The organism is Desulfocurvus sp., from assembly GCF_023230885.1.
In the GTDB taxonomy this organism is placed as follows: Bacteria; Desulfobacterota; Desulfovibrionia; order Desulfovibrionales; family Desulfovibrionaceae; genus Desulfocurvus.
On the sequence record NZ_JALNWM010000070.1, the window covers coordinates 1 to 14,421 of the forward strand.

Genomic DNA, 14,421 nt, shown 5'->3' on the forward strand with positions numbered 1-14,421 from the left:
CTGCCTATGTAGAAGAACGCCGTCACGTCGGAAACGCGCGCCGCCTGCTGCATGTTGTGGGTCACGATGATGATGGTCAGGGCGTTCTTGAGTTCGTGGATCAGCTCCTCGATCTTCTGGGTGGCGATGGGGTCCAGGGCGCTGGCGGGCTCGTCCATGAGCAGCACCTCGGGCCGCACGGCCAGAGCCCGGGCGATGCACAGGCGCTGCTGCTGCCCGCCGGACAGGCCCAGGGCCGATTCGTGCAGCCGGTCCTTGACCTCCTCCCACAGGGCGGCCTGGTGCAGGCTCTGTTCCACGCGCTCGGCTATCTCGCCCTTGCCCCTCCAGCCGTTGACCCGCAGCCCGTAGGCCACGTTCTCGAAAATGGTCTTGGGAAAGGGGTTCGGCTTCTGGAAGACCATGCCCACCTGGCGGCGCAGGTCCACCACGTCGAGCTTGGGGTCGTAGATGTCCTTGCCGTCCAGGGCCACGAGGCCCTCCACCCGCGTTCCGGCTATGAGGTCGTTCATGCGGTTCAGGCAGCGCAGGAACGTGCTCTTGCCGCAGCCCGAGGGGCCGATGAGCGCCGTGACGCGGTTCTCGCCGAAGGCCAGGTCGATGCCCTTGAGGGCCTTGAAGTCGCCGTAGAAGAAGTCGAGCTTCTCCGCGATCATCTTCACGTTTTCTGCCATGTTCGTTCTTTCCTGCCTTGATGCGGAGCCGGGGCCCCGGTGTTGGATGCGCTATGCGGGGTCGTTGCCGCCGGAGGCGTCGACGGGCATGGTGAAACGGAAAACCGAGCCGGTGTCGGCGTCCTGGCGGGGCTCCACCCAGATGCGTCCGCCCAGCCGCTCGACGATATGCTTGCAGATGGCCAGCCCCAGGCCGCTGGAGCCCCCGCAGTGCTTGCCGCGGTGTTTCTCCACCCGGTAGAAGCGCTCGAAGATGCGCGCGGCCTCCTCCTTGGGGATGCCGGGGCCGAAATCGCTGACCCCGAAGACCACCTCGCCCGACCCCGGCCCCTGCGGGGGCCCCGGAGCCCAGTCCACGGCCACCTCGGAGTTCTCGGGGCCGTACTTGATGGCGTTCTCCACCAGGTTGCGGAACACCTGCACCAGCCGGTCGTAGTCCGCGCGCACATGGGCCCCGCCCTCGGGCAGGGCGCTGGCCAGGCGGATGCCCTTGGCCTGGGCCAGGGGCTCGCAGGTGCGCAGGGCCTCGGCCAGGGCGTCGGCGGCGCTCACGCGCTCGGGGCTGAACCGCTGCCGCCCGCTCTCCAGGCGCGACAGGTGCAGGAGATCCTCGACCATCTTGGCCATGTGGTCGGCGTTCTTGAGGATTATCTCCAGAAATTTCTGGGCCGTCTGGCCGTCGGCCTTGGGGTTGGTCAAAAGGGTTTCGGAGTAGCCCTTGATGGTCGTCAGGGGCGTGCGCAGCTCGTGGGACACGTTGGCCACAAAATCGCGGCGCACGCGCTCCAGGCGCTTGAGCTCGGAGATGTCGTGGAAGACGATGATCGCCCCCAGCCCGCGTTCCCCGGGGTTCAGGGGCACGATGGTCACGTCGTAGATGCGGTCCTTTTCGGGCTCGATCTGGATGGTCTGCGGCCCGGGAACGTCCACATCCCCGGCCACGGCGCGGTCGCAGGCGGCCTGCAACTCGGGGGAAAGCACGATCTCCAGCGGCCTGCGGCCCACGAACAGCGTGGCGTCGGGGAAGATGCGCACCAGGGCCCGGTTCACCTTGAGGATACGCCCGCTTCCGGACAGAACCATCAGGCCCTCGCGCATGCCGTCGAGGATGGCCTCCAGCTCCAGGGCCTGCTCGGTGATGGTCGAAATCTGGGAATTGATGTTCCCGGCCATGGTGTTCACGGCCCGGGCCAGGGGCTCGAACTCGCCGCCCGGGAAAAAGCGCATCCGCTTGTTGTAGTCGCCCTGGCCGATGGCCTCGGCCACGTCGATCATCTCCTTGATGGAGCGGCCCATGGTCCGCGCGAGGATCACCGAGAGCACGAAGGCCATGCCCAGTGCCAGCCCGAAGACCACCAGGAAATTCTGTTGCAGGCGCTCAAGGCGCGACCGGATGCCCGCATAGGGCACCGCCAGGCGCAGGACGCCGTCGGGCACACCCAGCACGCCCCGCACCCGCTTGGCCGCGTAGAGCATGTCCTTGTCCAGGGTGGCGCTGAAGCGCTGGCTCAGGCCGTAGTCGCCGCGCTCGGCGTCCAGCACCTCGGGGCGCATGGCGTGGTTGTCCAGGTCCGGCACCTGGGAGTAGGCCATGTGCGAGTCGGCCACCACGCGCCCGCCCTCGGTGATGTACGTCACCCGGGCCTCCAGGCGCAGGCCCAGGTTCGTCAGCCAGTCGTGCAGGTCCTGCTCGCCGGAGAACCCGCCGTGCTGCTGCATGAGCAGCGCAGCCAGGCGCAGCTCGCGGATGGCCCCGGCCTGGGCGTCGTCCAGGATCTCGCCGCGGAAGAGCTGGCGCGCGTAATACGCGGGCAAAAGCAGCGCCAGCATGATGACGACGGCGAAGGACAGCAGCAGGCGGGTCCGAAATGGCGTGGTTCTGTGCATGGGCGGCCCCGGTTCCCGTTCCCTATTCCTTGAAGCGGTAGCCCACGCCGCGCACGGTCTCGATGAGCGCGGCGTGGTCGCCGAGCTTCTGGCGCAGGCGGCGCACATGGGTGTCCACCGTGCGGGCGTAGCCCTCGAACTCGTAGCCCCAGACCGAGGTCAGGAGCTGGTCGCGGGTGCGCACGCGCGGGCTTGTGCGCAGCAGCTCGGACAGCAGCTTGAACTCCGTGGCCGTCAGGCCGACCTCCTGGCCCTGGATGAAGACCTTGTGGGCCTCCAGATCGATGGACAGGCCGTCGCGCTCCATGGTCGCCCGCTCGGCGGGCTGGCCCGTGCTGCGGCGCAGCACCGCGCGCACGCGCAGCAGCAGCTCGCGGAAGCTGAACGGCTTGACCACATAGTCGTCGGCGCCAAGCTCCAGGCCGACGATGCGATCCACCTCCTCGCCGCGCGCCGTGAGCATGACCACCGGGATCTGGGCCGTCTCGGCGTCGCGCTTGAGGGCCTTGCACACGTCGAACCCGTCCATGCCCGGCAGCATCAGGTCCAGCAGCACGATGTCGGGCCGCAGGCGCCGGGCCAGCGCCAGCCCGTCGCGCCCGTCGCCCGAGGTATGCACGTCGAACCCGGCGGACTCGAAGTTGAATTGCAGGAGGTTCAGGATGTCCTCCTCGTCCTCGACGATCAGAACCGTTTCCTTGGTCATGTCAGGCACTCCTAGGCTGTCGCCCGTTCCGTGGCCTGGGCCGTTAAACCCCCCTGCGGTGACGAACGTATTGTCGGGCTGTGACAAATGCGTGACATTTCTCACTTGTGCCGCCAATATACCGGACTTTTTGGAAAAAGAAAGTTCATCCAATCGTAAAGAAAACCCGGCCATGAAAAAAAGCCCGGACGCGGGACGCGGCCGGGCGGCGAAGAAGGGGCCCCGGGCCCCGCCGAGGGCGGGGCTCAGCCCGCCAGCAGCTCGCGGGCCAGGGCCTGGCCCTGGGCGCCGCCGCCCGCCATGCGCGCCAGTTCGTCGAACACCTCCTGCCCCGCCAGGGGTACGCAGCGCACCGACGTGGCGCCGTCCGCCACTTCCTTGCGGACCATGAAATGCCGCCCGGCCAGGGCCGCCAGCTGCGGCCAGTGGGTGATCAGAATGACCTGCTGGCGCGCGGCCAGGGCCGCCACGCGCCGCCCCACGCTGGTCAGCGTCAGCCCGCCGATGCCCGCGTCCACCTCGTCGAAAAGCAGCGTGGGCATGGCCTCGCGGGTGAGCAGCCCCACCAGGGCCAGCAGGAAGCGCGACAGCTCGCCGCCCGAGGCGATGCGGTCCAGGGGCTGGGGCGCCTGCCCGGGGTTGGGCGTCCACATCATGCGCGCCCGGTCCTCGGCGAGCCCGGGGTGGACCTCCACGGGGGCGAATTCGAAGGCCACGCCCACCTCCTGGGCGAAGCCCAGCCCGCGCAGCTCCGCCGCCAGGGCCCCGGCCAGCTCGCGCCCGGCCTCGCGCCGCGCCGCGCCCAGGGCCGCGAGCACCTCGCCCAGGGCCCGGGCCAGCTCGGTCTCGCGCCGGTCCAGGCCCTTCATATCCAGGGCGCAGGAATCCAGGAACGACAGGTTCTCCGCGATCTCGGCCCGGAAGTCGATGATCTCCTCCAGGCTGCGCCCCAGCTTGCGCCGCAGCCGCGACAGCTCGAACAGGCGCGCCTCGACGGCCTCGGCGTCGAAGCCGCCGCCCGCCTCGCGCTCCTCGCGCCGCAGCCGCCCGTCCAGCTCCAGAAGCCGCTGGCGGAAATCCTCCAGGGTCTCGGCCTCCTCGGCGTAGCCCGGGTCCACCGCCGCCAGGGCCAGCACCTCGCGCGCCAGCGCCCCGGCCCGCTCCAGCAGCCCGCCCTCGCCGTGCAGGGCGTCCAGCGCCCCGTCGATACACCGGCGCACATGCTCCTCGTCCCTGAAGGCCCGCTTGCGCTCCAGGAGTTCGGCCTCCTCCCCGGGCTGCGGGTCGACCTTTTCGATCTCCCGGCCCTGGTATTCCAGGAACTCGCGCCGCTCCTGGAGCGAACGCACCCGCGCGTCCAGCTCCCCGCGCCGCGCCGCGACCTCGCGCAACTCCGCCAGCAGCGCGTCGCGCCGCTCCAGCAGCCCCCGGTCGGGCAGGAACGCGTCGAGCATCCGCCCCTGGTACGCCGGGGACAGCAGGCGCTGCTGCCCGTGCTGGCTGGTGTGCCACACCAGCCGCGAGCGCAGATCGCGCACGGCCTCCTGCGAGCTCAGGGAATCGTTGACGAACAGCCGGCTGCGGCCCGTGGCCGCCACCAGCTCGCGGCGGATGACCAGCTCCCCGCCATCGGGCCCCTCCTCGTGGAACAGGGCCTCGACCACCGCGCGATCCCTGCCGGGGCGGACCATGTCCGCCTCCAGCCGGTCGCCCAGCAGGAAGCCCAGCGCCCGCATGACGAAGCTCTTGCCCGCGCCCGTCTCGCCCGTGAGCACATTCAGCCCGGCGGCGAATTCCAGCTCCAGGTCCTCGATGAGCGCGAGGTTATGTATGCGCAGAAATTCCAGCATGGTTCACCCGGCCCGCACACTATCCGAGCCCCAGGCCGAGGGCAAGGGGCGCCCGCGCGGCGCAGCGGCCCGCACGCCCCTTGACTGCCCGCGCCAACGACCTATTTTTCCGGCACTATCTCAACAGGGAGGACCATGCAATGGCCGCGAAAAAGAGCACCCGCCAGTTCAAGGCGGAAATCTCGCAACTGCTGGAGATCATCACCCACTCCATCTACACCAACCGCGAAATCTTCCTGCGCGAACTGGTGTCCAACGCCTCCGACGCCCTGGACAAGCTGCGCTTCATGCAGTCCAGCGGCGCCGCCCTGGCCGATCCCGACGCGCCCCTGGAGATCCGCATCACCCCCGACAAGGACGCCCGGACCCTGACCATCGCCGACACCGGCATCGGCATGACCCGCGAGGAGCTGGTGGACAACATCGGCACCATCGCCCACTCCGGGTCCGCCGAGTTCATGCGCCGCGCCGCCGAGCAGGGCGCGGGCAGCGCGGATTCCATCATCGGCCGCTTCGGCGTGGGCTTCTACTCCGTGTTCATGGTCGCCGACGAGGTGCGCATCACCACCCGCGGCGCCGACCCCGGCGCCAGCCCCGTACGCTGGATCAGCTCCGGCACCGGCAGCTACACCATAGAGGACCTGGACGCCGACGCCCCGCGCGGCACGAGCATCGAGATCCAGCTCAAGCAGGACGCCGCCGACTTCGCCGACCCCGAGACCCTGCGCCGGATCATCCGCGCCCACTCCAATTTCATCGGTTTCCCCATCCTGCTGGCCGGCGAGCGCGTGAACACCACCCCCGCCCTGTGGCGCGAGCCCAAGTTCCAGATCGGGAAAGAGCGCTACGACGAGTTTTACACCTTCCTGACCTACGACTCCAAGCCGCCCCTGGAGCACCTGCACGTCGCCGTGGACGCCCCCGTGCAGTTCACCGGGCTGCTCTTCATTCCCGACGCGCCCTCGGGCTCCTTCTTCGAGGACCCCGACAACTACGGCCTGGACCTCTACGTCCGCCGCGTGCTCATCGACCGCCGCCACAAGGAGCTCATCCCCCAGTACCTCGGCTTCCTGCGCGGCCTGGTGGACACCGAGGACCTGCCCCTGAACATCTCGCGCGAAACCCTCCAGGAGAACCTGCTGGTGGGCAAAATCCGCCAGACCCTGACCAAGCAGGCCCTGGCCATGCTCGCCCGCCTCGCCGAGGACCAGGAGCGCTACGCCACCTTCTGGCGCCATCACGGCAAGGTTCTCAAGCTCGGCTACTCCGACTACGCCAACCGCGACCAGTACGCCGCCCTGCTGCGCTTCAACTCCTCCACCCACGACGACGCCGCGGGCCTGACCTCCCTGGCCGACTACAAGGCCCGCGCCAAGGACGGCCAGACCGCCATCTACTACATCTCCGGCCCCAGCCGCGAGGCCGTGCGCCTCAACCCGCACCTGGAGATCTTCGCCCAGCGCGGCATCGAGGTGCTCTACTGCTTCGAGCCCGCCGACGAGTTCATCCTCGACTCCCTGGGCACCTTCGACGGCATGACCCTGACCCCGGCCGAAAAGGCCGACCCCGCGGACCTCGAACGCTTCCCCGCCCAGGACGCCGCCGCCGGGGACGGCCCCGAGGCCGAGCCCGCCGACCCCGAGGCCTTCGAGGCCATGCTGCGCGCCGCGAAGCAGGCCCTGGGCGAGCGCGTCCAGGACGTGCGCGCCTCGCGCCGCCTCAAGGACAGCCCGGCCTGCCTGGTCAGCCCCGACGGCGCCATGTCCTCCCAGATGGAAAAATACATGCGCATCATGACCAAGGACACGACCCCGCCCGTCAAGGTCATGGAGCTCAACCGCGACCATCCCCTGGTACGCAACCTGCTGCGCATCCACAGCCACGACGGCGACGACGCCTTCTTCCGCGCCAGCGTGGAGCAGCTCTACGAGTCCGCCCTGCTGCTGGACGGCTATCTCGCCGACCCCCACGCCCTGGTGGCCCGCGTGAACAGGCTCCTGGAACAGGCCAGCGGCTGGTACGCCGAGATCAAGCGCCTGTAGCCGCCGCCCGCCGCCCGCCCCGGGCCGCGGGGCGGGCGGCGGACCCGGCCGGGCAAAACGCCGCCGGGCCGGATTCCCCAAGGGGGGAGTCCGGCCCGGCGGCGTTCGTGCTCCGGGCGGGGGCCGCCCGGCCCGTCCCCGCCCCCGCGGGGACGCGGGGGCGGGGACGACGGGGGCGCGGCGCGCCCCGCTCCGACAGCCTAGTTGATGACCAGGGCCTCGTTCTTGCGCCCGATGGAGACGTAGAGCTTGGACAGGGCGATCTGGTAGTCCGCCAGGGCGGAGGTCAGCCCGGCCTCGGCCTTGGTCAGGCGCTCCTGGGCGTCGAGCACGTCGGTGTTGGTGCCCACCTGGGCCTGGTAGCGCGCCACGGCCATGCGGTAGCTCTCGCGGGCGGCCTCCAGGGCCTTGCGGCTGACCTTGATGCTCTCGGCGGCCTTGCCCACGGCGAGGTGGTTGGCCTTGACCTCGTACAGGGCCTCCTGGCGGGTGTTCATCTCGGTTTCCAGGAGGCTCTTGATCTGCTGGTCGGCCTGCTGGCTGGCGTAGTAGGTCTTGCCCCACTCGAAGAAGGTCCAGGACACGCCCACGGAGGCGGACCAGGCGCTATATTCGGTGCGCGTGCGGTCGGAGCCCGCCGCGTCGGGGCCGGTGCCCATGGAGGACCAGTCGAAATCGGCGCCGAGCTTGGGATAGAAGGCGCTGTCCACGATGTTCTTGTCCTTGGCGGCGATTTCCACGCCCTTGCGGGCGATCTGCAGGTCGGGGCGCGCGGCCAGGGCCGAGTTCACGGCCTCGTCGAGGCTGAGGGTGCAGGGCGCGTATTCCAGGGCGCCCCGGTAGTCCACGTCGGCGTGCAGGTCCAGGTCGAGCAGGGTGTTCAGCCGGGCGACCTGGGTGTCCACGCTGTTCTTGGCCTGGAGCAGGGCCTCCTGGGCAGTGGCCAGGTCCACCTCGGCCTGGAGCACGTCCAGGCGCGGCTTGAGCCCGACCTCATAGAAGGCGGTGGTCACCTTGAGCTGCTCCTCCAGCCGCGCCACGGAGTCCTCGGCGCTGCGCACGTCCTCGCGGGCCTTGAGCAGGGCCAGGAAATTCTGCTGCACGGTGCCGATGACGACCAGCTCGTTCCGGGTCAGGGCCAGCTCGGCGCTCTGGCGGGCCAGCTCGGCGCGCTGGTAGGTCGAGAGCACGGCGAAGCCGGTGAACAGATCCTGGTGCAGGTTCAGGGAGGTGGAGAAATACTTGGCGTCGGTGGTGTCCACGTCGCGGGTGGGCTTGGTGTGGTCCTTGACGGTGTAACCGTAGGTCACCGTGGCCGAGGGCAGGAAGCTGCCCCGGGCGGACTTGCGGCCCTGCTCGGCGCCCAGCAGATCGTGGCGCGCGGCACGCATGGAGGGGTTGTCGGACAGGGCCCGCTCCACGGCCTGTTTCATGGTCAGCACGTCCTGGGCCGAGGCGACGCCGGGGGCCCAGGCCGTCAGGGCCAGGGCGGCGCAGAACAGCACAGCGGCCAGGGCCGCGCGGGCGGTCTTTCTGGTATGCATCCGTTTGTCTTCCTTGTTTGTTTCCGTATACACGCGTTTCAAACGTAAGTGTTTGATCACACTGCTGAAGTGTCGGACTACAATGCATTGCCCGGGCCGACGTGTCAACACCCGCCCGCCGCCGCAACCGGTTTCCTCATGTCCGGCCGTAAAGTCGGCAAAGATGCCGCAGCTTTTGGGCCAGGGCCGGAGTCAGGTCGCGGGCACCAAGACGCCAGGCCCAGTTTCCTGCGGGCACCGAGGGCGTGTTCATCCGCGCCCCGGAGCCCAGGCCCAGCAGGTCCTGCGCGGGGATCACGGCCAGGTGCGCCGGGGACAGCAGGGCCAGCCGGATCAGGGTCCAGGCCGCTTCGTCCGCCTCCGGCAGGCGGCCCAGGTAGTCGGCCAGGGCCGCGCGCCCGCCCGGGCCCAGCTCGTCGTCGAACCAGCCCCGGGTGGTGTTGTTGTCGTGGGTGCCGGTGTAGACCACGCTGGCGCGGCTGTGGTTGTGCAGGGCGTTGGCGCTGTCGGGCGCGTCGGGCCCCAGGCCGAACTGGAGCACACGCATGCCCGGCAGGCCGAAGGCGTCGCGCAGGGCCAGCACGTCGTCGGTGATGAGCCCCAGGTCCTCGGCCAGCAGGGGCAGCCCGGGGAAGCGGGCCCGGGCTGCGCGCAGGAAGCCCTCGCCGGGGCCGGGCTCCCAGCGCCCCTCGCGGGCCGTGGCCGCGCCGGGCGGCACCGCCCAATAGGCGGCCAGGGCCCGGAAATGATCCAGACGCACAAGGTCGGCCCAGGCCAGGTTGTGCCCCAGGCGCGACAGCCACCAGGAATAGCCGTCGGCGGCCTGGGCCTGCCAGTCGTAGACCGGGTTGCCCCAAAGTTGGCCGTCGGCGCTGAAGTAGTCCGGCGGAACCCCCGCCACCACGGTGGGTTGCAGGTCCGCGTCCAGGCGGAAGCAGCCCGGGTGGGCCCAGACGTCGGCGCTGTCCAGGCAGGGATAGAAGGGCAGGTCGCCGATGATGCCCACCCCGCGCGCGGCGCAGTGGCGGCGCAGGGCCGCCCATTGGCTGAAGAACAGGTACTGGGAGAAGCGCACGGCGTCCAGCTCCGGGGCGGCGTCGCGGCGCAGGGCGGCCAGGGCGGCGGGGTCGCGGCGGCGCAGGGGCTCGGGCCAGGCGTTCCAGGGCGCGCCGCCCTGCCGGGCCTTGAGCACGGTGAAGCAGGCGTAGTCGTCCAGCCAGGCCGGACCGTGGGCGGCGACGAAACGCGCAAAGCCCTCGTGGGCCGCCAGCCGGGGCCGGGCCCGCTCGAAGGCCAGGCCCAGCAGGGCCTCGCGATGGGCCTGGGCCGCCGCGAAATCCGCGCGCCCCCCGGCCGCCGGGGCCGGGCCGGGCAGCCCGCCCAGGTCGGCCAGGCGCAGCCAGCCTTCGGCGGCCAGGGCCTCGGGGCTGATCAGCAGCGGGTTGCCCGCGAACAGCGAGGGGCTGCTGTAGGGCGAGTTGCCCATGACCGTGGCCGTGGGGTTCAGGGGCAGGATCTGCCACCAGCGCTGCCCGGCGGCGTGCAGGAAATCCACGAACTCCCGGGCGGCGGAGCCCATATCGCCCACGCCGTAGGCCGCGGGCAGGCTGGTGACGTGCAGCAGCACGCCCGAGGCGCGGGGACGCGGCGCGGCGGCCACGGCTCAGCCCTCGTGCCGGAAGAACAGCGCGGCCAGGGGGGGCAGGTGGATGGCCAGGCTGTGGTCCCGGCCGTGGGCCGGGACGGCCTCGGTGGCGAGCCCGCCCAGGTTGCCCTGCCCCGAGCCGCCGTAGGTCCCGGCGTCGGAATTGAGCACCTCGCGCCAGAAGCCCGGGGCGGGCACGCCCATGCGGTAGCCCGGGCGCGGCACAGGGGTGCAGTTGAACACGCAAAGCACCTGCGGCGCGCCCTCCTCGCCGTGCGCCGCGCGGCGCACGAAGCCCACCACCCCGCTTTCGGCGTCGCGGCAGTCCATCCACTCGAAGCCCTGGGGCTCGAAGTCCACGGCGTGCAGGGCGCGTTCGACGCGGTACACGCGGTTCAGGTCGCACACGAAGTCCCACACGCCCTTGTGGGCGGGCTCGCCCAGAAGATGCCATTCCAGCTCGCCGTCGTGGTTCCATTCCGGCACCTGGGCCATTTCCGCGCCCATGAACAGGAGCTTCTTGCCGGGATGGGCGTACATGAAGGCCAGCAGGAGGCGCAGCCCGGCGCATTTGGCCCAGCGATCCCCGGGCATGCGCCCGTAGAGCGAGCCCTTGCCGTGGACCACCTCGTCGTGGGACAGGGGCAGGGTGAAATTCTCCTGGAAGGCGTACCAGATGCCGAAGGTCAGCTTGTCGTGGTGGTACTTGCGGAAAACCGGGTCCTGGCCGAAGTAGGCCAGGGTGTCGTGCATCCAGCCCATGTTCCACTTGAGCCCGAAGCCCAGCCCGCCCACCCAGGTCGGCCGCGAGACCATCGGCCAGGCCGTGGACTCCTCGGCCACGGTCTGCACGTCGGGATACTCGCGGTACACGGCCTCGTTCAGGTCGCGCAGAAAGCCGATGGCCGCCAGGTTCTCGCGCCCGCCGAACTCGTTGGGCACCCACTGCCCGGGCTCGCGCGAGTAGTCCAGGTAGAGCATGGAGGCCACGGCGTCCACGCGCAGGCCGTCGGCGTGGTAGCGGTCCAGCCAGAACAGGGCGCTGGAGATCAGGAACGAACGCACCTCGTGCCGCCCATAGTTGAATATGGACGAATCCCAGTCGGGGTGCCAGCCCTGGCGCGGGTCGGCGTGCTCGTAGAGGTGCGTGCCGTCGAAGCGCCACAGGCCGTGGGCGTCGCTGGGGAAATGCGAGGGCACCCAGTCCAGGATCACGCCGATGCCCTCGCGGTGCAGGGCGTTGACCAGGTTCATGAACTGCTGGGGCGAGCCGTGGCGGCTGGAGGGCGCGAAATAGCCGGTGGTCTGGTAGCCCCAGGAGCCGAAGAAGGGATGCTCCATCACGGGCAGGAACTCGACGTGGGTGAAGCCCAGGGCCTTGACGTAGCCGGGCAGCTGCCCGGCCAGCTCGTCGTAGTGCAGCGAGCGCCAGCCGTCGCCGTGGTCGCGCCGCCAGGAGCCCAGGTGGACCTCGTAGACGCTCATGGGCGCGTCCAGCGCGTTGGCCCGGCCCCGGGCCGCCATCCACTCGCCGTCGCTCCAGCCGTAGTCCAGGTCCCAGACCACCGAGGCCGTGGCCGGGGGCGACTCCCAGAGCAGGGCGAAGGGGTCGCCCTTTTCCAGGCAGGCCCCGCCGTCCGCCGTCTCGATGCGGTATTTGTACTGCGCGCCCCGGCCCACGCCGGGCAGAAAGCCCTCCCAGACGCCCGAGCCGTCCAGGCGCGGGGCCAGGGGCAGGGTCTCGCCCCAGGCGTTGAAATCGCCCGCCACGCCCACGGCCCGCGCGCTGGGCGCCCAGACCGCGAAATGCGTGCCGTCCCGCCCGTCCACCGTGCGTGGATGCGCGCCGAACTTCTCGTAGAGCCGGGAATGCCGCCCCTGGCGGAACAGGTAGATGTCGTGGTCCGTCAGGGTGCTGACCCCGTGGACCACCCGGTGCGCGCTCACGGTGGAGGCCTCCTCGGCGCCGGACGGCGCCAGGGTGCAAAACTACCCCGCCCCGGGCGCGAAGTCCAGCCGCGCCGGGGCTACAGCGTGGCCAGCAGCTTGCGCGCGCCCTCGTGGTTCGGGTCCAGCTCCAGGGTCCGGCGCAGGAACTGCGCGGCCTCCCGGGGCCTGCGGCCGTTGGCGCACATCACGCCCATGTTGAACGAAAGGGTCGGCGAGTCCGCCCCGAACTCCGGCGCCAGGCGGATCACCTGCTCCAGCGCGCGCATGGCCTCGCCGTGGCGGCCGCCCTCGGTGTAGGCCACGGCGGTGTTGAAGTGCAGGTTCTCGTCCTCGGGGGATATCTTCAGCGCCTGGCCGTATTCGGACACGGCGTCCTGCCAGCGGCCCTGGCGGCGCAGGGCGATGCCCAGGCGGTTGAAGGTCTCGATGTCCGACTTGCGCAGCTGCCCGCCCTTGGCGTCGATGATGGAGCGGAAGAACCGCTCGGCCGTGGCCGGGGCCTTGTCCAGGCACTTCTCGGCGATGCTGCGCTTGACCTCCTCGATCATGGCCTGGGCCTCGCGCTTGGCGTTGGCCACGGCCTGCTCGAAAAGCTCCTCGGCGGCCTCCGCGTTGCCGAACTCCAGGTGGATCTCGCCCATGCTGATCTTGCGCTCCACGTTGAGCGGCGAGAGGCGGTCGAGCTTCTGCAAATAGGTGAGCTGCCGCTCCAGGTCGCCCTCGTCCCGGTACAGCTCGGCCAGCTTCTTGAGCGGCTCCAGGTACAGCGCGGCGCCCTTGTGCGCCTCGGCGTAGGCGCCCTCGGCCTGCGCCACCTCGCCCTTGCCCTTGTACGCGTCGCCGCGCACCATGAGCGCCGCGGCGCTGCCGGGCTTGAGCTTCAGTATCTTGTCCGACAGCGCGATGGCCTCGTCGTACATGCCCTTGGCGAGGTAACCCTTGGCCGTGTCGATGAACTGCCCGATCTTGCCCTGGGGCCGCAGGGTGAAGGCCAGCTTCTCGATGAGCGTATCCATGGACACCGGCTTGGTGATGAAGTTGCCCACCCCGATCTCATGCAGCAGGATGAGCACCTGGCGCTCCACTTCCGAGGTCAGCACAACGATGTGCATGTCCTCGTGCAGTGCCTTCAGCGTGCGCACGAAAGGCAGGGTGTTGCGGTTGTCCAGCACCCGCTCGATAAGCAGCAGGATCTTCTTGTCCTTGAAGTACGGCGTCTTGATCTCGGAGAGGAACTTGTGCTCCTCCCCCAGGCTGCGGATGCGGTCCGTGCCGATGACCAGTTCCTTGTTCAAGGTCTGGCGGTACATCTTGAGAAACAACGGATCGTGGCTGATGGCGAAAAAGCAGCCGTTGTCCTTGGCCGCAAAGTCCACGATGGTCTTCTCGTACTGCCGAAAACGCGCCCTGTTCTGCTCTGCCACTGCCCTCGCGCTCCTTGCCTGTCCGCGTTGATCGTCTGCTGGCCCCCGGGCGGGCGCTGCGCCCGCCCCCGGCCAAATCTGTCCGATGCTACCCCACGAGGAGGATGCCGACAATGGAAAAACCGCCTGCGCGAGGCTCCCCGGCCGCCTGCGCGCCGCGGCGCCCCCCCGCGCGGTTCCTTTCGCCACGGTTTTCGGTTAGGCTGGGCCCACGCCACGCCCGCCTCAACCCGCAACCCCCCGGGGCCGCACATGGACCAGCACGGACCCGCGTCCGAACAGGATTTCCTCGCCCTTGTCGACCGCCACTTCCCCGAAGCCCACGCCCACGTCCTCCTGCCGCGCGGCGACGACTGCGCCGTGCTCGCCTGCCCGCCGACCCTGGCCCTGTCCACCGACCTGTTCCTGGAGGACATACACTTCCGCCGCTCCTACTTCGGCCCCGCCGACATCGGCTGGAAGGCACTGGCCGTCAACATCAGCGATATCGCAGGCATGGGCGCGCAGCCCCTGGGCTTCAGCCTGGGGCTGATGATCCCTCCCGGGCCGCAGCCCGCCCCCGGATTCTGGGACGAGCTCCTCGGCGGCATGGCCGCCCTGGCCCGCGAGCACGGCCTCGCCCTCACCGGCGGCGACCTCTCCCGCGCGCCCATCCTCGGCCTGTGCATCACCATCTGGGGCCGCCCCGGGCCCTCGGGC

10 protein-coding genes are annotated in these 14,421 nt (G+C 70.1%); 2 read left to right on the forward strand and 8 right to left on the reverse strand.

The window, feature by feature from the left end:
- The 4 genes from pstB to M0P34_RS06780 form a co-directional block, all read right to left on the reverse strand.
- Positions 1–674: phosphate ABC transporter ATP-binding protein PstB (gene pstB, locus M0P34_RS06765; RefSeq protein WP_291497709.1), on the reverse strand; the 674-nt coding region annotated here is incomplete at its 3' end.
- A gap of 51 nt (positions 675–725) precedes the next feature.
- The gene (locus M0P34_RS06770; RefSeq protein WP_291497711.1) at positions 726–2,561 is read right to left on the reverse strand and encodes an ATP-binding protein; all 1,836 of its coding nucleotides are present in this window, start codon (positions 2,559–2,561) and stop codon (positions 726–728) included.
- A gap of 22 nt (positions 2,562–2,583) precedes the next feature.
- The gene (locus tag M0P34_RS06775; protein WP_291497713.1) at positions 2,584–3,267 is read right to left on the reverse strand and encodes a response regulator; all 684 of its coding nucleotides are present in this window, start codon (positions 3,265–3,267) and stop codon (positions 2,584–2,586) included.
- 245 nt (positions 3,268–3,512) lie between these two features.
- The gene (locus tag M0P34_RS06780; RefSeq protein WP_291497715.1) at positions 3,513–5,117 is read right to left on the reverse strand and encodes an AAA family ATPase; all 1,605 of its coding nucleotides are present in this window, start codon (positions 5,115–5,117) and stop codon (positions 3,513–3,515) included.
- 140 nt (positions 5,118–5,257) lie between these two features.
- Here M0P34_RS06780 and htpG point away from each other — a divergent pair, with 140 nt between their 5' ends.
- Positions 5,258–7,159, forward strand: a complete 1,902-nt coding sequence (gene htpG / locus M0P34_RS06785) for a molecular chaperone HtpG (RefSeq protein WP_291497717.1) — start codon at positions 5,258–5,260, stop codon at positions 7,157–7,159.
- A gap of 200 nt (positions 7,160–7,359) precedes the next feature.
- Here the strand turns inward: htpG and M0P34_RS06790 are convergent, their stop codons facing one another.
- From M0P34_RS06790 to M0P34_RS06805, 4 genes are all read right to left on the reverse strand, one after another.
- Positions 7,360–8,703, reverse strand: a complete 1,344-nt coding sequence (locus M0P34_RS06790) for a TolC family protein (protein WP_291497719.1) — start codon at positions 8,701–8,703, stop codon at positions 7,360–7,362.
- A 136-nt stretch (positions 8,704–8,839) separates the two neighbouring features.
- Entirely contained in the window at positions 8,840–10,363 is a 1,524-nt protein-coding gene (gene malQ, locus M0P34_RS06795; protein WP_291497721.1) for a 4-alpha-glucanotransferase, read from the reverse strand.
- A gap of 3 nt (positions 10,364–10,366) precedes the next feature.
- Positions 10,367–12,295: a 1,4-alpha-glucan branching protein GlgB gene (glgB, locus tag M0P34_RS06800; protein WP_291497723.1), complete on the reverse strand. Its 1,929-nt coding sequence runs from the start codon at positions 12,293–12,295 to the stop codon at positions 10,367–10,369.
- Positions 12,296–12,375: 80 nt separating this feature from the next.
- On the reverse strand, positions 12,376–13,722 hold the full coding sequence (locus M0P34_RS06805) for a tetratricopeptide repeat protein (RefSeq protein ID WP_291497725.1): 1,347 nt from the start codon (positions 13,720–13,722) through the stop codon (positions 12,376–12,378).
- A gap of 252 nt (positions 13,723–13,974) precedes the next feature.
- Here M0P34_RS06805 and M0P34_RS06810 point away from each other — a divergent pair.
- Positions 13,975–14,421: AIR synthase related protein (locus M0P34_RS06810; protein WP_291497726.1), on the forward strand; the 447-nt coding region annotated here is incomplete at its 3' end.